This window comes from Asaia sp. Ae19-3, from assembly GCF_059801175.1.
In genome coordinates, this window is sequence record NZ_JBCHWF010000001.1 from 1,122,952 (window position 1) to 1,142,661 (window position 19,710).

Below are 19,710 nucleotides of genomic sequence, written 5' to 3' on the forward strand. Positions count from 1 at the left end.
TTCGCACTCCGAAGGGGGACGCATGATTGTGCAGGAAACCCGTATCCGGACGACCAGCGGCCATCAGGCCGTCTCACGCCATGTGCTTCGGGGCGCGAGGAACGAAGCCATACGCGTTCTGTATGGCAGTGACTGGTGTCTGGCCGACTGGATGAAGGAAGCGAGGCGCGAGGGCATACGCTATGGCCTGCGTCATATTGCCTTCAACCCTGCCCAGCCCATGAGTGACGAGGCTCTCGCCTCTTTCGCCGCCAGGCTGTGCGATGAGTTACAGGCGGACAGGGAACGCATGACGCTGGTCGTGCATCAGAAGGATGGGAGCACCCATGGTCATCTGCTTCTGCCCGAATGGCAGGACGACCATGTGCTGAACTCGCGCTTCTCATGGCAGCGTCTGGAGAAATGTGCCCGTCTCGAGGAAATCCGTCTGGGGCATCAACTGGTGCCGGGGCGGCATGACAGAGCGATTGTCAAAGCCCTGCGTCAGGAAGGAAAGGCGGCAGAAGCGGCGCGCGTTGAAGCGGTCCTGCAGGGACCAGCATCCAATGCTGCAAACCTCCCCACCCCTACCCTAACATCTGCTGACACACCCCTCTCTCCAGCCGCATCCGCATCCGTATCCAAACGCGTACCCCGGCTCCTTCCACGCGCAGCCTACACATCGCAGGCGCGCCGCATCGCAGAGCGACAGGGATTGAATCTTGCCGAAGCGAAGAAGACCATCGTCTCTCTCTGGGCGCAGTCGAACAATCAGCTGCATCGCTTTCGCGCCCTGCTGAAAACGAAGGGCTGGGTCATGCGTGCCGGAGACCGGCAGGATACGCGCAAGGATGCGCATATCATCGAGACGGCTGATGGTGTGCTGATCGGGTCTTTCACGCGTCTGACGAAAACACGCATGAAGGATTTCCGCCAGCTTCTGGTGGATGAAGCCGCACGACCTAAACGCGGAGATATCAGGGCGGCAGTCAAGCCGCTCCTGGAGCGTGCCCCTCTGGAGATGGCTGCGATGGTGCGCCATGGAGAGGAGAGTGGTCTGCTCCCGCCGCCCCTTGAGGAGCTCAGGCGTGACCCGGAAGCATTTGCGAGAGAGGCTGCGAAAACAAGGCCGTCACATCCCTCGCCCAGACAGCCGAAAATCGTCTCGCTGGATCATACCGACAAACTGCCACCGAACTTTGCTCACTACATCCGGCAGTGGAAACGTGAAGCCAGGGCGTGCCGCACGGTACTGAATGAAAAGCCACCTCTGGAGTATGGCCCACGGCGCTCTGTCGACGAGCAAGGCGCAGCTCTGTTTGCGCAGATAGAACGAAGGTGCAAACAGCTCTGGCAGACCGGAAAACAGCTGCAGGAAACACGACAGGAGCGTGACGCTCTGCGTGACAGGGTATTTATCCTTTCAAAGCAGAAACGCCTCTCCCATCTCGACGAGGAAATCGAACGGCTTTCGAAAATGCTGTCCGAGATCCTGCGCTATCTGCTGGAGACCGTATTCTGGCATCTCGGCCTGCGCTCTACGTCGCCCGAGCCGCTTTGCCTGCCTGTTCCGACGGAACGCGAGGAGGCCAATGCACGGCTGAGGAGAGAAAACCATGAGCTGCTTCGGAAGATCGTCAGTCGGGACACATGCAGGGAATGGCTTGTCACGCTCTATCGCGAGGCCGACATGCGAAGGCAGGAGGAGATCACCGCCTGGAAAGCACGCCATGTCGCCCAGTGCGATAGGGCCAGACAAAATCTGGGACTGCTGGACGCGATCTGGATACCACCAGCAAAGCTGCCGCCTGAGACACAGGCGGAGATCATGAAATGCAAGCTGGCCGGCAATCTTGAAAAGGCCAAATACGTGACACGCATCGCTTTGAGGGGTGATGTCACGTTAACTGAAGTGAGGTAGGCGACGCCCGGGGAATGAGTATTCAGGCGCTGAGAGCGGTTGCGTTATTCCATTGGGCGAGAGCCCGGACACGATGGATGTGACGAGAAAGGGCGGTGGTGATGCGAGCGGATGGGACGAAGAGATTTCGGATGGCTGAGAAGACGGACACGAAGCGCTGACATCCGCCCGGTGAACGGAACTTCTGCATGATGCGTTCGCGTTTTCGCAAAGGAAGATGACTGTTCTCCGCCCGGTTGTTCAGACCCTTATGCGAGAGATGCCGGATCGAGAGACCAAGTTTGCGTCTCGCTGCCCCATAGGATTTGAGCTTGTCGGTGATCATGCGACTGGGGCGCACCCCCTGCCGCTTCAAAAGTCGGGTCAACAGACGTCTGGCTGCTTTGGTGTTCCGACGGGTCTGCAGGATTTCGTCGAGAACATAGCCGTCCTGATCAACTGCGCGCCACAGCAAATGAGGCTTACCACGGATCACGATCCGCACCTCGTCCAGATGCCAGAGATCACCAGGCCGAGCCTTCTTGCGTCGCAGAGATCGGGCATAGGCCGCACCGAATTTCAGGCTCCATCGACGGATCGTCTCGTATGAGACGACTATACCTCGCTCGAGCAGCATTTCCTCAATAAGACGAAAGCTCAGCGGAAAGCGGAAATACAGCCATACCGCTTGAGCGATCAGCTCACGAGGAAATCGGTGCCGTTTGTAGCTCACTGATGACGCTCTCATCACCAGCATTTACCATGCCGCACTTAACGTGACATCACCCCGCGTCCCCATGGCAGCATAACTTAAGCAAATCGGTCTCCGCCAATCCCGGCGCAGTTCAGAGAGATAACCACAGGCTGGGTTAATTCTCAATAAAAACTTCCGCACTCCCAGGGTCAGTTCTCAGTGAAAATCAACACCATGACAGCACCACTACGTATATTGCTGTCCAAAATTCGTTTTTATAACAAAATAATATTGGGATGATTTAATTTTGAATTATTTCTTGGAATGTGATTTCAGAATTGTTTTTTTGACTCATGTATTCTTCTATATAATTAGTAGCCAAACTTGCGGAACCTAGGGCATAGAACTTTCCTGTAAATTTATCTACGATAATAGGTCCCATTCCGACCAATAAGTCAGATAAATTCCCGCTTTCTAAATATTTTTTAGACTGATAAAAAAAATACCACCCGTCAGAGAAGCTGCCTGATCTGAATATGGTCAGCTCGTCGTTTGATTTATTTAGGTAAGTCTCTATTTTTTTTCTTGCAACATCGAAATCAATCATTTGTTTGTCCTTAGCAGTTGAAAATATTTATAGGGTTCAAGCCACGCAGGCTTTCCGGTTTGACCATTCAGGAAACGAATGATCCCCTTCTGATTCACGACGTTAGAAACATGTCCTACCCCTCCTTCAGGGTCGGCACCGAATACGATACCCAGAGCCCCGTCTTCAGCCTGCTGCATATCTTTCACAATCTTATCAGAAGTCATGGGGGATCCAAACTTTGATCCGAACTCCTCTTCCAACACAGTCGTCGACACTCCGCGAGTATGATAAATGGGGAGGGCAGATGCTGGTCGACCTGAGAGGGTCGCATTAGTTGCGATAGCACAATTTACGCAATTATGGGTTCTGCCTTCCCCCGGGAACCCTGGATTCACGTTTCTGATAGAACCCGCTAACGATTGATCTTGAGCAGCATTCTGCAAGACCGTACCTGCGGCTTTTTCTTCCCTGCCAGCTGCTGCTATGGCCCGTAGCTCCTTTAGACCTAACGCGACAACTTTTCCCGCAGCCATACCAGCGGCCCCGGTTTCGATTCCCAGCCCCCAACCAAGCGCGCTCTCGATCGCTGCCTGCCGATATTCTCCTTGATAAATATCCTGCCCGGTACGCCATAAAGAGGCTGCTGTTGCTACCGGCGGAAAAGCAAATTGTGCAAATTCAGAGGCAGTTATGCCGTAGCGGAAATCAAGGCCAGGAGCCATGTGATGCCGGGGGGCAGTAACTGTAAGAGTGTCATTGCCATGATTATCACTATAGGCGCTAATCTTCTGACCGTCTGTCCGTGTGCCACTCTGATCGGGGTCTGTGAGATCATAAGAGGCGAGCCCATGGGCATAGTAATGTTCGCCTGTCAGAGTTTGATCACCCGAGAGGCTGGATCCGGCATTTCCGGATGACGTATTCGCGTTTCCGTCTTGGCCCCGTTTCGCTGCGACAGCAGAATTAGCCTGCGCTGCTTTGGTATCCGCAATGCTTTTATGCACCGCAGCCGAAGCCTGATCTGCCTGATATTTGTCGTAAGCGGCGGCGCCGATTTCGACTGCGCTTTCTGCTAGCGTCTGGCCTGCAGTCTGGATCTGAAGCGTCGTGTTCAGCTTCTTAGCGTCAAAATCATTATCCAGATGTCCATTCGCGCCAGCAAGATCGGTGCTGTAATGCCCCGTCGTGCTGCCGCTCTGCACATCGATATTACCTGTGATGACCGATTGCGTGACGCTGCTCTCGCTGTGGTCCTCATGGCCCACCGCAAACGTGCCCGTCTTGAGCACATCTTCCGGCGCCTCGTCTTTCGAATATCCGTCTCCTGCCGAGACGCTCGTGCCGCTTCAGCGCGAAATGTTCTCCGGGCTCTCCGCCGTCAGGCTGCCTGTGCTGAAATGGTTGCGCGCCGCCTCAGCCGTGCTGCTGATTACGCCGCCGGTCAGATGCGTGTTGCCGGACACCTCGACATCAAGACCGTCGTCACCCGCATAAAGGCCCGACTGGTCCTTTCCGGTCGAACGGTATTCGTCCGTGATCGACGTGTGCGCCATGCTCGCGCCACCGTCCGCAGGGCCAAGCCCCGCTCCCGGTATGAGAACCGTGATACTTGCCCCGCCCGATGTCGCGTTGCTCTTGTAATGCGCCTCGTCCTGCGGGCTCTTGATGACCAGATTACCCGTCTGCACACCGATATGACCGCCAGAGACCAAAGCCCCATCAAGCGTCGTCGTGCCCGGCGTGACTATGGTGACACTGTTCATGCCAGTCACTGTCGTCACAACATGTATCGTGCTGTCAGACTGGCTGTGCTGCGTCGAACCACCCGCTGACGCCGACACGCTGGCACCCGTGCCTTTCATGCCGACACTGCCACGCACCCCGACCGAGATGCCAAAGGAACTGCTCGATCCTTCCGTCTCGCCTTTCTCGACGCCCGATTGCAGCATGATGTCCTTGCTGGCAGCCAGCACCACATCCTTGCCCGATAGCTGACCCGCCGTGACACTGATCGCACCGTTCTGCGCATCCGCAGCATTGTCACCACGCGCCACCATGGCAAGCGTGCCGCCTGCGCTGGCAGACGAGCCCTGCAGTGTCGTCTGGCTCTGACTGGAGGCCGTCTTGCTGGTCGAGAAACCCACACTCGCCTGCACGCCGATGATGTCGTTCTTCCACGCGCCACTCGGATAGGCTCCTGCCTCACCCACCGCCGTCTGAAGGCCGCCAAGCACCCCGAGCACACCGTTTTCCTGCTTCGATGCCGCAAGCGCGCCATTGACCGCCTGCCCAATCATAGAGCCCGGTGAGAGCCCGATGCTGGCGCCGATGGATTTCTCCTTATGCGCCGTGCTCTGTGTCTGGCTGTTCTCCTTGGCCAGCAACGAGACGGACGAGCCCGAGAGCGTCAGATCGTTCGCCGCCGACAATGCCGAGCCGTCTATCGTGAGTGCCTTGCCCGCATTGAGCGCAACGCTGCCGCCCAGCGAGGCCAGAACCGACGGAGTCCAGACCGTGCTCGAGGACGATGATTTGTCGTCGCGCATGCCATAGCCCAGTGTGCCCGTATTGATGATGTCGCCATTGCGCGCCAGAATACTCAGGCTGTTGCTGCCCGAAATCGTCCCGCTGTTCGTGACGCTCGAGCCCGCAAGCGACACGTCTTTCGCCGCAATCGTGCCGCCGCTCAGTGCCACATTGCCCGGTGCTAGATAGAGCTTCGGCGCCAGTACCGTCGCACCATTCACCTGTAGCGGCACATAACAGACAATATTCTGCGTCAGAGACGCCTTCTGTTCAAGTGCAGTGCATACAGAGAAACTATCTACTTTACCCCATGAAAACTATCGCGTTTAGCGTAAAACACTTTGAAATGTATCGGAATCGAACCATACATCTTCGTAAGTTTCCGTTATTAAAAATCTCCATCCAGGAGCCAAGGCGAGGTATGGAATGATTAGCTTTTCCCATGACGGAATATGGGAATAATGCAGAGGAAGAAAAAAATCATCATCATCCAACATTTCCACTCCACCCCAAACATACCATCCTGAAGTATCTTCGTCAGGTTTTATCCGTAGCCCATTTAAGGGCCTAGCCCCTTCTCTAATATTTTTACTTACTCCCATCTTGTCACTTTCCAACATCGGAAAGAAACCCGAATTGTATTTTTTACATATATTCCGCTGTATCATATCTATGATCATTTTAACCCTAATTTTCTTTCATCTGGCGTGAAAAGACGCTCAAATGTCCACCTTGGATCCTCGAACAGGTAGGACAGTGAGGTTGAACCGTATCAATCTGAGTCTGCTTTTCAATAGGTGCTGTCACGTTAACTGATGTGATGTAGGCGACGCCCGAGAAAGAGATCTTCAGGGGCTGAGGGCGGTCGCGCTGCCCCACTGAGCGAAGGCCCGGATACAATGGATGTGCCGGGAAAGGGCAGTGGTGATGGAGGCGGATGGGACGAAGAGATTTCGGATGGCTGAAAAGACAGAAACGAAGCGCTGACACCCGCCCGGTGAACGGAACTTCTGCATGATGCGATCGTGTTTTCGCAAGGGAAGATGACTGTTCTGCGCCCGGCTGTTCAGCCCTTAAGCGAGAAATGCCGGATCGCGAGACCAAGTCTGCGTCTTGCTGCTCCATAGGATTTCAGCATGTCAGTTATCATGTAACAGGGGCGTACCCCCTGCCGTTTCAAAAGCCAGGTCAACAGACGTCTGGCTGCTTTGATGTTCCGGCGGGTCTGCAGGATCTCATCGAGAATAATGCCCTCATGGTCGACAGCCCGCTACAGCCAATGGGGCTTGCCACGGATCGCGATCCGCACCTCGTCCAGGTGCCAGAGATCATCCGGTCTTGCAGCCTTGCGACGCAGGGAGCGGGCAAAGGCCGCGCCAAACTTCAGGCTCCACCGACGGATCGTCTCGTATGAGACGACTATACCCCGCTCGAGCAGCATTTCCTCCATAAGACGAAAGCTCTAAGGGAAGCGGAAATATAGCCATACCGCATGCGCTATCAGTTCACACGGAAAATGGTGCCGTTTGTAGCTCACAGATGACGTTCTCATCACCCTGCTTCAAGAGAAAAGAAAACACCGTCCCCTCTATGAAAATTTCTTTGTAGAAGAGAAGAAATTATATCTTGTATTATAATAATAGATTTTTCCTCCGACCATCCATCGAAAGAAAGCGTTATCTTCATAACTTCCCCCTCAAGGTCCCACCACGCGAATAAAGCTTCATTGCTGCTGTTCCAAAATACGACTGTATCTAAATCACAGTTTTCGAAATCATGAAAAATTTCTCCTTCTGACGAGTATCTTACTTTAAACTCTTTCTTAAAACCAAATATTTCTTTTTCTTTATTAGATAAATAGAATTTTGCGTCACGCATTATATTTACTAAGTATATTAGCGTATATACTCTATCGCAGTTGATAATTACATTGGCTAGCATTTGCATTTTATTTGTCCTTGAAAGTCTTTACATGATCCCCCAGAATTCTTCGTGCCAGACTTAAAACACTTTCTGGTGTAGATTCCTCAAAATATGCCCATGCTTGCACCCCTCTTTTACTAGCCTCTGCTGCATATGTCCTCAATACTTCGCCGAGACGACCTAAATTTTTCGCCTTCGCCGGGCCTCCTACTGCGACAAGATCACCATTTCCTGCGATCACATCGATATCCGTCTTTCCCATCGACCCGTGCTGGATTTCATCACGACTTACCCGCCCACCTACGATATCTGCCACTTGCTGCTCCCGCACTTCGCCGAGCGTTTTGCGTAAGCCACCAGGCGAGGGTTGTGACTCCTGTTGATTAGGATCGGTGGAAAAATTGTCTTTTTTCTCCTCATCGTCGGGATCGTCATTATTAGGGGGCAATGAATCAGCGCCCACTTTCTCTGCTGACGCTGCTTGTTTGTTTGGCTGAGCCTGCGCATCGTTTTTACCGGTATGATCCGAAGATTGCTGCTCTCCCGTAGTGGCGCTCACATTCTGGTGTGACTGGTAGGCTTTCAGAGCGGTATTGAATGCGTTTTTTGCCTCTTCCAAGGCGAGTGGCGATTTCAGCGCTTTTGCGATATCCCCAACGGTAACAACGCCGCGGCCTCCCTGGACAAGTGCCAGAACGCCGGAGCCTATTTCCCCAGACACTGCGCCTGCACGCAATCCACCTGCGCCAAGCGCGACAACGCGAAATTGCGAGCCCAGCCCGACCAAGTTTGGACCAGCAAGTGCCAGAGTGCCGAGGGCTGCCATGCCCTTTCCATCCATGGCCTGCATGCCAGCCAGAGGCAAAGAGCCGATAAGACCCCAACCATCGGGAAGATTGCTGATCTGACTGAGGCGGTTTTCGCTCGCATTCCAGAGAGCCTGTGCTTCGGCTGAGCTTCCCATCCCTCCCGAGTAAGGCTTGTTTCTTCCACCCCTCACCTCCCAGTTCTCATATCCTTCCAACTGCGTAGTCAGCTGGGCGTCGCTCCAGAATTTTTTAGGCGGCCTGACTGTAATTTCCTCTGAGGGCCTCTCCAGAAGAGCCCCATGACCCGAATTGCTATCTGACGCCTGAGCGTCCCCCAGTGGTAAGTCCCCAGAAGAAGCAGCCAGATCTCCGGTGGCCACATTCGCCCGACCAGATCCGTCCGTTGGTTGAGCTTGGCCGTCACTAAAGTTGTGCGATCCCACACCCTGAGTTGCATTGTTACCGCTGATATTGCGGCCACTACCTCCAGAGGCACCCCGATCCGCCTGGAATTTATCATATACCTGCTTGCCAACCTCTACGGCGCTTTCTGCGAGTGTCTGTGCGGCGGTCTGGATCTGGAGCGTCGTGTTCAGCTTCTTCGCGTTGAAATCATTGTCCAGATGCCCGTTCGCGCCAGCGAGATCGGTGCTGTAATGCCCCGTCGTGCTGCCGCTCTGCACATCGATAGTGCCCGTGATGACCGATTGCGTGATGCTGCTCTCGCTGTGGTCCTCGTGACCTACCGCAAACGTGCTGGTCTTGAGCACATCTTCCGGCGCCTCGTCTTTCGAATACCCGCCACCCGCCGAGACGCTCGTGCCGCTCCAGCGCGAGATGTTCTCCAGGCTCTCCGCCGTCAGACTGCCGGTGCTGAAATGGTTGCGCTCCGCCTCAGCCGTGCTGCTGATTACGCCGCCGGTCAGATGCGTGTTGCCGGACACCTCGACATCAAGACCATCTTTACCCGCATAAAGACCCGATTGGTCCTTTCCGGTCGAACGGTATTCGTCCGTGATCGACGTGTGGGCCATGCTCGCGCCACCACCCGTCTGACCGACGCCCGTAACGGGGACGGAAATACTCGCACCACCCGATGTCGAATGGCTTTCGTAATGCGCCGTATCTTGCGGGCTCTTGATGACCAGATTACCCGTCTGCACACCGATATGACCGCCAGAGACCACCGCACCATCAAGCGTCGTCGTGCCGGGCGTGGTCAGTGTGACACTATTCGTGCCAGTCACCGTCGTCACAACATGCGTCGTGCTGTCAGACTGGCTATGCTGTGTCGAACCACCAACAGAACCCGTAACACTCACGCCGGCACGAGCCCCTTTAGGCCCTGCACCAATACTCGCCTTCACCCCGACCGAGACGCCAAAGGAACTGCTTGACCCTTCCGTCTCGCCTTTCTCGACGCCCGATTGCAGCATGATGTCCTTGCTGGCAGCCAGCACCACATCCTTGCCCGATAGCTGACCCGCCGTGACACTGATCGCACCGTTCTGCGCATCCGCAGCATTGTCACCACGCGCCACCATGGCAAGCGTGCCGCCTGCGCTGGCAGACGAGCCCTGCAGTGTCGTCTGGCTCTGACTGGAGGCCGTCTTGCTGGTCGAGAAACCCACACTCGCCTGCACGCCGATGATGTCGTTCTTCCACGCGCCACTCGGATAGGCTCCTGCCTCACCCACCGCCGTCTGAAGGCCGCCAAGCACCCCGAGCACACCGTTTTCCTGCTTCGATGCCGCAAGCGCGCCATTGACCGCCTGCCCAATCATAGAGCCCGGTGAGAGCCCGATGCTGGCGCCGATGGATTTCTCCTTATGCGCCGTGCTCTGTGTCTGGCTGTTCTCCTTGGCCAGCAACGAGACGGACGAGCCCGAGAGCGTCAGATCGTTCGCCGCCGACAATGCCGAGCCGTCTATCGTGAGTGCCTTGCCCGCATTGAGCGCAACGCTGCCGCCCAGCGAGGCCAGAACCGACGGAGTCCAGACCGTGCTCGAGGACGATGATTTGTCGTCGCGCATGCCATAGCCCAGCGTCCCCTGCGCGCCCTGGCTGCTCAGCGATATACCCGCCACGTGATGCGACGCACTCGCCTCGCTCTGCGTCTTCGTGGCCTCCAGCGTCAGATTGCCCCCCGGAGAAAGCGAGACATCGCCCTGCGCGCCTATCAGACCCTTGAGGCTCATATCCCCGCCCGACAGACCCGTCAGCGTGCCACCGGACGTCACGTTCGAGCCGCGCTCGACCGACAGACTGCCCTTGTCGGTGAAGCTGCTATGCGTCAGGAAGCCCGACTTGCTGCCAGAGATGTCATGGCTGCTGCTGTCCGTGACAGACCCAAGATCGAGCGATTTGGCCGCAGACAGCACCATATTGCCTGTGCTGTCGATCGTCGCACCCGCCGATTTCAGATCGCCCCCAAGGGCCGCCAGAGCCGCATTGCCACCCGCACTGATGGAGCTCGTGTAATTCTGCGTCTGGCTGAACGCGCTGCTGACATTGGCGCCCTTCACCGCCGTGGCCTGACGCACCGTCGCGGCCCCAAGCGTCAGGCTGTTGCCCGCCAGCATCGACAGGTCGCCACCCGAACTCAGGCGACCGCCATTGAAGGTGATGTCATTGCTGGCCGAGAGTGACGCCGCACCACTCGCCGTGATCGTGCCGACCGAGCCCAGCTGGCCCTGATTGCCGCCATTGACCAGATAATCGTTCAGCGTCGCGCTGTTGATGATCGAGCCGTTCTGCGCCACCAGGCTCACCGAGCCGCCTGCCAGCGTGCCCGTATTGGTGATGTCGCCATTGCGCGCCAGAATGCTCAGGCTGTTGCTGCCCGAGATCGTCCCGCTATTCGTGACGCTCGATCCCGCAAGCGACACGTCTTTCGCCGCAATCGTGCCACCGCTCAGCGCTACATTGCCTGGGGCCAGATAGAGCTTCGGCGCCAGCACCGTCGCACCATTCACCTGCACCGGCACATACCAGACGATATTCTGCGTCAGGGACGCTTTTTGCTCATCGCTCAGCGCCTGACCAAAAGTCAGACCAAGGCGCTGCGCCTGATCTGCTCCGTTCGTGACCAGTGCCTGCATCTGGGAAGATGCGTTGACAAACGTGCCGCCCAGGAAGGTCTGGCCCGTCGCCGAAACAATCTGCTGCTGCACATATTGCTGGTCGAAATAGGAATCACCCAGAAACGTATAATCCGACGGTGTCTTGCCCAGACGATCCACAAGATATTGCGAGCCGTGAAACGCTGTCAGGCTCGTATAGGCCGGGTTCGTCTCGACCAGATAATGCGCCTGGGGCGACGGGTTGGGCACATAGAGCGCGCTGCCTGCCGGAATGGAGGTAATCACCTGCATTACCGACGGATCAGAGCTGTTCAGAAAACCCGGGAGACGCAAATGCTGCGCTGCATCCGCTGCCGTCTGGACGCCTTCCTGCGGAAGTACACCTCCACCTGCAAGAGAGGGCGCTGACCCACCGGATGGCGGACGACCGCCGGAAAGCCCGTTGCTGCCCTGGCCCGGCTGGAGCCCTCCGGGTGTGATGCTGCCCCCTGTTTCGGGTCGTCCCCCCGACAGTCCATTGCCCTGACCTGGCGCAGTCAGCGATCCACCACCGTTGTGCTCAAGATCGGTGTTACCACCGCCGGCGAGAGCACCCGTATCGAACGCGCCAAGCCCGTCATGCCCTGACTGTGCTGTCGCCTGTTGCCCGGAGCCGGTCAAGAAGCCGCCATCAAGCCCAGTGCCCGATATGCCTCCCTGCGCCCCGGCGCCTCCAGAAACGCCCGTATCGATATTCCCTGTCGGGCGATCGGCACCGGGCAATGTCGGGGCACCGCCACCTACGGCATGACCGTTCATGCCAGGCGCCGTCACACCACCCGGCGTACCACCCTGATATTGCGAGGCGGCGGCAAGCTGTGCCGCGGTCGCATGCTGGATAATCGTGCTGTTGTTGATCTGCCCTGCAAAATCACCGATCAGGCTGTTGGCGGCCACAATCGTGCCAGACAACCCGTTCGAGCGGCTGCTGCCCCAGATCTGGCTCGGCCAGGGCCAGCCACCACCCGATCCAACCTGCCAGCCACCAGGAAACCAAGGATTGGCCGCCTCACCGGGCGGCATGTACCAACGGCAGGAATTTCCGTTATAGCAGGTCAGCGTATAGGTAACGCTCGTGTCGTACCCGACATTGTTCAGCGAGCCGCCCTTGAGCGACATGTTGTTGCCAGCAGCCAGATGGCTGGCATCATTGGTAATGGCGCCACTGGTCGTAACGATCAGATCATGCCCTGCTGAAATGATGGAGGGTGCGTTCGAGGCTGTGGCCAGAGACCCGACGCCGGTTACGACAACCTTCGAGGCGGCAGTGCCACCATAAAGCGCAGCGAGCACGTAGCCCGATCCCGGTTTGCCATCCGGCGTCAGCAAACCGTCAGGAGTCTGGATGGCCAGGATCTTCTGACCCCAGTAATACTGCCCCGTATTGCCAAGATTCGAGGGTGTCGGCGGGTTTGCCAAAGCCTGATCGTAGGTCTGGCTATAAACAACCTGACCCTGCTGATAGGTGACACCGCCAATGATATCATTGGTCAGGGACCGCGCGCTGATGACCACATCGCCCTGAGCGCTGCCTGTCAGAATCTGGCCAGAACTGTTTGTGATGTCCCCGGCAAACTGGCCCGACCTGCCCCCGATCGTCAGATCGCCCGCATCGGACAGGATAGCACCCTGACGGTTGGTCAGATTGCCATCCAGCGCGATCTGCACGCCCTGCGTACCGCTGATCAGCCCTGTATTGGTCAGACTACCGGGTGTCGAGAGAGACAGGGCAGCGCATGCGATAAGAGCGCCGTTATTGGCAATATCAGGCGCTATGGCGGTGATCCCGCCACCCGCAACGACGCCAGCCCCGGCATTGATGTGCCAGCCGGAATCTAGGGTGAGGCGTGCGTCGCCTCCGGCAGAGAACAAAAAGCTCCCGACATCCTGCGCCGTGGAGAAATCGAGGTTACGCGTGGCCTGGACCACGCTGGTTCCCGTGAGCGCGCTGGTATAGAGCGTCAGATCCCGTCCGGCCTGAAGCGTACCCCCGGTGAGATCGAGCTGGCGCATACGTGCGCCCTGCCCGGCAGTGAGGGACAGGTCGCCTCCTTGCGTCAGGATCGTGCCCTGAGAGCTCTCAACCTGCTGCGCAGCAACAGCAAGGTCCGACCCGGCCTGCAGGCGCCCCCCGTTATTGATCAGGTCGTCAAGCGCATGGCCTGCCCCATCTCTGGCGATGGACAGCGCGCCACCGACAGCAAGAACCTGGCCCGCATCATTCGACAGACGACCGGTCTGAAGCGTAATGTCGCGCCCCGCCTGCAACAGGCCATTGTCATTGGCGATAGATCCCGCCGCAATGCGCACCGACCCGTCTGTGCCAATGATGCGCCCGCCCTGATCGTTACGCAGGGACGAGGCCGTGAGTGACACCATCCCCTGACCGGAGCCAATCTGCCCGCCGCGATTATCAGTGTTGGCCGTATTAAGCGTTACATCGGCCAGACCGTAGATCAGGCCGTTATTCGTCAGGTCTCCAGGCAATGACAGTGAGACTGCGCCGCTCGAAAGCATGAGATTGCTGTTGGTCAGCCGTGCTGCGTTCAATGTCAGCTGGCTTCCATGCGCTGTCACCTCGCCTGCATTATCCAGCGCACCCTGTAAAACAAGTGTTGCATTGCCATTGGCAACGATCCCGGCCTGGGCCGCATTATCCAGTGAGCCAGACTGAATAGACAGCAACCCCTGAGTTGCTTCAGTCTGGATTAGGCCTCGATTGATCAGGGCAGCACCGCTTGTGAGGGCAAGATTACCCTGCGTGCTAGCCATGATGCCGTGCTGGTCGTTCGAGACGCTGCCAGCCTGCACTGTCAGGTCGCCCACCGAGGCGATCTTTCCTGCGTTGATGAACCCGTTGGTCACCATCAGCCCCATGGACTGACCACTGGTGACCTGACTGTTTTCACCGCCTTGATAGGAGCCAGCATCGAGCGTGACCGCTCCTGTCGCCTGGATGGCGCCATTCGTATTGGTCACGCTGCCGTTGCCTGACCCACGAAGAACCAAATCGCCCGCCTGAGCCAGTATCTGACCATTGTCATTGGCAAGGTCGGTAAAGCCGATACTGACAGGCCCGTTACCCTGGATAATCCCCTGGGTATTGGTCACACTGTCGATCGCATTGGCCACCCCGATAGACACAGAAGCCGATTTTGAGAGGACAAGCCCCAGCGTATTGTCAAATTGTGGCGCAGCCAGCGCCACAGAGCCGTCCGCCTGAAGGACACCGCTTTTATTGGCTATGGCCGTACCGGTCAGCGTAAGCAGGCCACCCTGTGCAATGATCCGTCCCGACCCGTTGATGATACGCGCAGCGTCAAGTGTGATATCACCGTTTGCCGTACCTATCTGCCCGCCGGTGTTATCAAACTGTCCAGCCATGTGTGCCACGACGCCTGCGTCAGCGTAAATCACCCCGCTATTTGTCACGCTGTTCTGAACGGTGAGCCAGGTCTGAGCGACGCTTCCGAGGAAACCTGAATTTGTAGCGTCCTGCGCAGCGAGTGTCAGCGCACCCTGACGCGAGACGAATGTGCCCGTATTGCCCAGACTGCCTGTGATTGACGCACCAATGTCGCGTTGCGCGGCAATCGTGCCGCTATTCTGGAGGTCCGATGCCTCGAGCGTCAGGGTACTCAGATCGCCAGAGGCCTGGATGGCGCCCGCATTGGTAATGGCTTGGGCCGTCAGTGCGAGAGTCTGGCCTTTTGCAGAAATGACCGCAGGCGAGTCAGCGCTTTGACCGACGAGGTTGGTAATACTATGGGCTGCAAGGGTGAGGTTACCCCCGGCATCGATATGACCCGCATTGACGACATCACCACTCAGAAGCAGGCCCATATCGCCGCTGGAAGTCAGCATCGAGGCGATGGAACCAGTATAGGCGCCCGCACCAAGGCGCAGATTTCCGGCGCTCTGGATGATCCCGCCCGTGTTATCGAGCGCACCATCACCAGAAAGCGCAAGATCCATCCCGCCTGCGGTGGTCAGGATCGTGCCATTGCTGTTTGTCAGAGAATTCGCCTTGAGCGACAGCGTTGAAGACGCTTGCAGGGTCGAGGCATCGTTCACAACTGCCGTACTCGGCATACCCTGTCTGCCTGCAATATCGAGTGCGCCGTCACGGGTCAGGATCTGCCCGCCTGCCCGATTGGTCAAGTTGGCAGTCTCAATGGTCTGGTCCGTCTGGCCCTGCAGAATGCCGCCCTCATTAAGAAGCGTGTCCGTCCTAATCTGCAGGTCTTTGCGGGTCGAAAGAATGGTTCCACCCACATTCGTCAGACTACCGGTATCAATCGAAACCGTGCCTGTATCAGCCCCAATCTGGCCCTCACCACGATTTGCCAAAGTGCCGGCGGCCAACGTAACGCCCTGCGCTCCATAGAAGGTGCCCTCATTGAACACTGAACTGGAAAGCTGCAGCGACAGCAGATCCGACGCTGCCATAGTCCCGCCATTTTGCAACGACGACGCATTGAGGGTGAGACTGCCGCCGAGGGCACTAAGCTTGCCGGTGTTAATCACGGCATCGCTGACCGAGACAGTGACGAGTCCATTACCGAGGATATTCCCGGTATTCGTCAGCCCCGCCGTAACAATCGTGAGTGTTTTTCCGGCTGCCGAGCTTTGTATGATACCGCTATTGGAAAGCGCATCTGCGCTATGCGCATTAGTCGTGAGCGTCAGATCGCCATTTTTCGCAGCAATCAGGCCTCCCGCACCGTTGATCAGCGTGTCAACGGTCAGGGCAAGATCGGTACCGCTGGAGATGATGCCCTGATTATCGAGATCGCCTGAGACCGAGAGCGCCATACCGGCGTTCCCGAGAAGGGAGCTGCCTGCGTCAGACTCATAATGCTTTGTGGCGATGGAGAGTACGCCGGTCGCACCGATGGTCCCTCCCTGGTTGAGTATGGAGGATAAAGGGTTTTCCCCGTTTTGCAGGATCAGATCCGATCTCAAGGAGAGCACAGCCCCGCCATTGCGATTATCGAGCGCACTGACGGTGGCCGTAACCTTGTTCTGCCCCTGTATGGTGCCAGCCCGGTTATCGACATCTCCCGAAATCAGAGACACGCTGCCCTTCGGAGAGATGATTTTGCCTTGGTGATTGAGCAGTGTGGCAGAGGTGATCATGATGGATCCGTTGCCATTGCCGATCTGGCCATCACTATTATCGAGTGCGCCACCCGCCCTGATCGTCGTACCCGTCGCGCCATAGAGCGTGCCGCTGTTGCGCAGGGCATCCTGAACGGACACGCTCAGCAAGCCGTTTTGCGCACCGATCTGCCCGGTTGAGGACAGCGCTCCCGCCGTCAGTGACAAATCCCCCTTGCCTGCCAGCAGCGACCCACCGACCGAGGCCAGTCCATCCATACGCAAGGTCAGGCTATCGGCAGACTGCACAAGGCCAGACCCGGCATAGCGCGCGCCATTCAGAGAAACGGCACCAGCGTTCAGCGTACCGAGCTGGCCGTTATTGGTTAGACCCGCGCCTTGTGCTGTGATTGACAGACCGCCTGTTGTTGCAACCATCTGCCCGTGGGCATCATTGACCAGACCACCCTGGGCGCTGAGCGTCATGCCCTGCGCCGACAGGATCTGGCCGTCATTCTGCACGCCGCCCGAGGCCGTAAGATCCAGAGTGGCATCTGATGCCAGAGACGCACCTTGGGCGGCGTTATATTGTGCCAGTGTCGCTGTCAGAGGCCCGGACGCATAAATGACACCCGCCCCGTTATTCGTCAGCGCCTGTGCCGAGACAGACAAGACGCCGCCCTTGGCTGAAAGCGTGCCGTCACTATTGTCGATATCGCCCGATACGGTCAGACCGAGCGCACCAGAAGAGGCGATGATCCTGCCCCGGTTATTGGCAACAGAACCTGCCGTGACAGAGACCGCACCATTCCCCGAACCAATCTGGCCATCACTGTTATCGAGCGCGCTACCCGCCTTGATCGTCGTACCCGTCGCGCCATAAAGCGTGCCGCTATTGCGCAGGATATTGCGCGACGAAAGTCTGAGTGCTCCTGCCTGCGCACCGATCTCTCCGGAAGACGAGAAATCATCAAATGACAGGGTCAAATCGCCTTGCCCAGCCAAAAGCGAGCCTGTCATCGCAACATTGCCGACCGCCGCGATATCCAGCCCATCGGCAGATTGAATCAGGCCAGCGCCGGTCATTTCTGCTGCGCGAACCTGCACAGTGCCTGTGTTGACCGTACCTATCTTGCCATCATTATTAAGGCCTGATCCCTGAGCAGATATGTCAAGATTACCGTCTGAAGCGATGATCCGCCCCTCAGACCCGTTGTCGAGACCACCCTCAGCCTTGACCGACATGGCGCTTGCAGATTGCACCAGCCCGTCATTCTGAACACTACCCGAGGCGGAGAGATCCAGTGTCGTATCTGACGCAAGAGACGCCCCCTGTGTGGCGTTATATTGTGCCAGTGTCGCTGTCAGAGGCCCGGACGCATAAATGACACCCGCCCCGTTATTCGTCAGCGCCTGCGCCGAGACAGACAAGGCGCCGCCCTTGGCCGAAAGCGTGCCGTCACTATTGTCGATATCGCCCGATACGGTCACACCGAGCGCCCCGGCAGAAGCGACGATCCTGCCCTGTTTATTGGCAATAGACCCAGCAGAGACAGAGACCGCACCATTCCCCGCACCGATCTGGCCGTCACTGTTATCGAGCGCGCCACCCGCACCGATCGTCGCACCCGTCGCGCCATAAAGTGTGCCGCTGTTGCGCAGGGCATCCTGAACGGACACGCTCAGCAAGCCGTTTTGCGCACCGATCTGCCCGGTTGATGACAAGGCATCAGCAGTCAGCGACAGGTCGCCCTTTCCTGCCAGCAGCGACCCACCGACCGAGGCCAGTCCGTCCATGCGCAAGGTCAGGCTATCGGCAGACTGCACAAGCCCGGTCCCGGCATAGCTCGCGCCATTCAGAGAGACAGTGCCGCTATCCAGCGTGCCAAGCTGACCGTTATTGGTCAGCCCTGCGCCCTGTGCCGTGATCGACAGGCCGTCAGTCGTCGCAACGATCTGGCCATTCGCACCGTTACCCAGTCCGCCCTGCGCGCTAAGCCTCATACCTTGCGCGGACAGGATCTGGCCGTCATTCTGAACAGTAACCGAAGCGGTGAGGTCGAGCGTGGCATCTGATGCTACAGACGACCCCTGTACGGCGTTATATTGTGCCAGTGTCGCTGTCAGAGGCCCGGACGCATAAATGACACCCGACCCGTTATTCGTCAGCGCCTGCCCCGAGACAGACAAGGCGCCGCCCTTGGCCGAAAGCGTACCGTCACTATTGTCGATATCGCCCGATACCGTCAGACCGAGCGCACCAGAAGAGGCGATGATCCTGCCCCGGTTATTAGCAATAGACCTAGCAGAGACAGAGACCGCACCATTCCCCGAACCAATCTGACCATCACTATTATCAAGCGCACCACCCGTCTTGATCGTCGCACCCGTGGCGCCATACAACGTGCCGCTGTTGCGCAACGCTGTCTGCACCGAGAAAGACACGGCACCGGATACAGCCTGGATCGTGCCAGAATTGCTCAGAGACTGAAGAGCCGCTCCCGACAAACTGTAAGCCTGAATATTGCCCGAATTGGCTAGGGATGAACTGTTTTCAAAAGACAGATCCTGCCCTGCGATAATGCTCCCGGCATTACCAAATTGCGTCGCCGTAAAGTGCATGGCGTCACGCGAGGCTATACGACTTGTTTCGTCGTTAGCGATCGCGTTGGCGGCGATCGAAAGAGCCCCGCCCTGGGCCGCAAGTTCACCCCCGCTCTGTGAAAATTTGCCGTTTGCCCGGAGTGCGACCGAACTGCCCTGTGACGCAATCTGTCCACTATTGGCGATATCTCCTGCGCTTTGCAGATCGAGTTGTCCCTGTGCAGCCAGAACGCCGCCGGTCTCATTACCGATAGACTGCGCGGATGCAGAGAGAGCGCCGCCGCTCGCTGCGAGCGTACCGCTGTTGCGAACGTCGTTACGTGCCGCGATACGAATGCCGGCACCCCCAGCCGCTTTCAGGGAGCCCGTATTGCGCACAGTTGTAGCCGAGAGCGCGATCCCCTGCTGTGAGTCGATCTGACCTGACTGGGTGATGGCCCCGGTCGATGTCAGTTGCGTTGAGG

Annotated in this window: 8 protein-coding genes and 1 pseudogene; 1 reads left to right on the forward strand and 8 read right to left on the reverse strand. The window is 57.5% G+C overall.

Translation table 11 applies throughout. From position 1 onward, the window contains the following. The first annotated feature begins 22 nt into the window (after nucleotides 1–22). Entirely contained in the window at nucleotides 23–1,900 is a 1,878-nt protein-coding gene (locus tag AAID99_RS04840) for a hypothetical protein (protein WP_498493312.1), read from the forward strand. A 22-nt stretch (nucleotides 1,901–1,922) separates the two neighbouring features. On the opposite strand, the gene AAID99_RS04845 is transcribed toward AAID99_RS04840, so the two are convergent. The 8 genes and pseudogenes from AAID99_RS04845 to AAID99_RS04880 form a co-directional block, all read right to left on the reverse strand. Further along, nucleotides 1,923–2,636 (reverse strand): IS6 family transposase, encoded by a 714-nt coding sequence (locus AAID99_RS04845; RefSeq protein WP_498493313.1) that lies wholly within the window; start codon nucleotides 2,634–2,636, stop codon nucleotides 1,923–1,925. Between the two features lie 238 nt (nucleotides 2,637–2,874). After that, the gene (locus tag AAID99_RS04850; protein ID WP_498493314.1) at nucleotides 2,875–3,180 is read right to left on the reverse strand and encodes a YrhB domain-containing protein; all 306 of its coding nucleotides are present in this window, start codon (nucleotides 3,178–3,180) and stop codon (nucleotides 2,875–2,877) included. Beyond that, on the reverse strand, nucleotides 3,177–4,451 hold the full coding sequence (locus AAID99_RS04855) for a toxin glutamine deamidase domain-containing protein (protein WP_498493315.1): 1,275 nt from the start codon (nucleotides 4,449–4,451) through the stop codon (nucleotides 3,177–3,179). Before AAID99_RS04855 ends, AAID99_RS04850 begins: the two co-directional genes overlap by 4 nt. A gap of 57 nt (nucleotides 4,452–4,508) precedes the next feature. Next, complete coding sequence (locus tag AAID99_RS04860) at nucleotides 4,509–5,921, reverse strand: hemagglutinin repeat-containing protein (RefSeq protein ID WP_498493316.1); 1,413 nt, start codon at nucleotides 5,919–5,921, stop codon at nucleotides 4,509–4,511. Between the two features lie 93 nt (nucleotides 5,922–6,014). Beyond that, entirely contained in the window at nucleotides 6,015–6,368 is a 354-nt protein-coding gene (locus AAID99_RS04865) for an immunity protein Imm33 domain-containing protein (protein WP_498493317.1), read from the reverse strand. Nucleotides 6,369–6,536: 168 nt separating this feature from the next. Next, nucleotides 6,537–7,204: pseudogene (locus AAID99_RS04870) on the reverse strand (IS6 family transposase); the annotation flags it as partial. 35 nt (nucleotides 7,205–7,239) lie between these two features. Then, nucleotides 7,240–7,635, reverse strand: coding sequence for a hypothetical protein (locus tag AAID99_RS04875; RefSeq protein ID WP_498493318.1), 396 nt, complete (start codon nucleotides 7,633–7,635; stop codon nucleotides 7,240–7,242). Nucleotide 7,636: 1 nt separating this feature from the next. Next, nucleotides 7,637–19,624 (reverse strand): hemagglutinin repeat-containing protein, encoded by an 11,988-nt coding sequence (locus AAID99_RS04880; protein ID WP_498493319.1) that lies wholly within the window; start codon nucleotides 19,622–19,624, stop codon nucleotides 7,637–7,639. Between the last annotated feature and the right edge of the window lie 86 nt (nucleotides 19,625–19,710).

Excerpts from the sequence above, each read along its gene's own strand:
- AAID99_RS04875 (WP_498493318.1), bottom strand. The coding sequence starts at position 7,635 with ATGCAAATGCTAGCCAATGTAATTATCAACTGCGATAGAGTATATACG.
- AAID99_RS04865 (WP_498493317.1), bottom strand. The coding sequence starts at position 6,368 with ATGATCATAGATATGATACAGCGGAATATATGTAAAAAATACAATTCG.
- AAID99_RS04845 (WP_498493313.1), bottom strand. The coding sequence starts at position 2,636 with ATGCTGGTGATGAGAGCGTCATCAGTGAGCTACAAACGGCACCGATTT.
- AAID99_RS04840 (WP_498493312.1), top strand. The coding sequence starts at position 23 with ATGATTGTGCAGGAAACCCGTATCCGGACGACCAGCGGCCATCAGGCC.
- AAID99_RS04850 (WP_498493314.1), bottom strand. The coding sequence starts at position 3,180 with ATGATTGATTTCGATGTTGCAAGAAAAAAAATAGAGACTTACCTAAAT.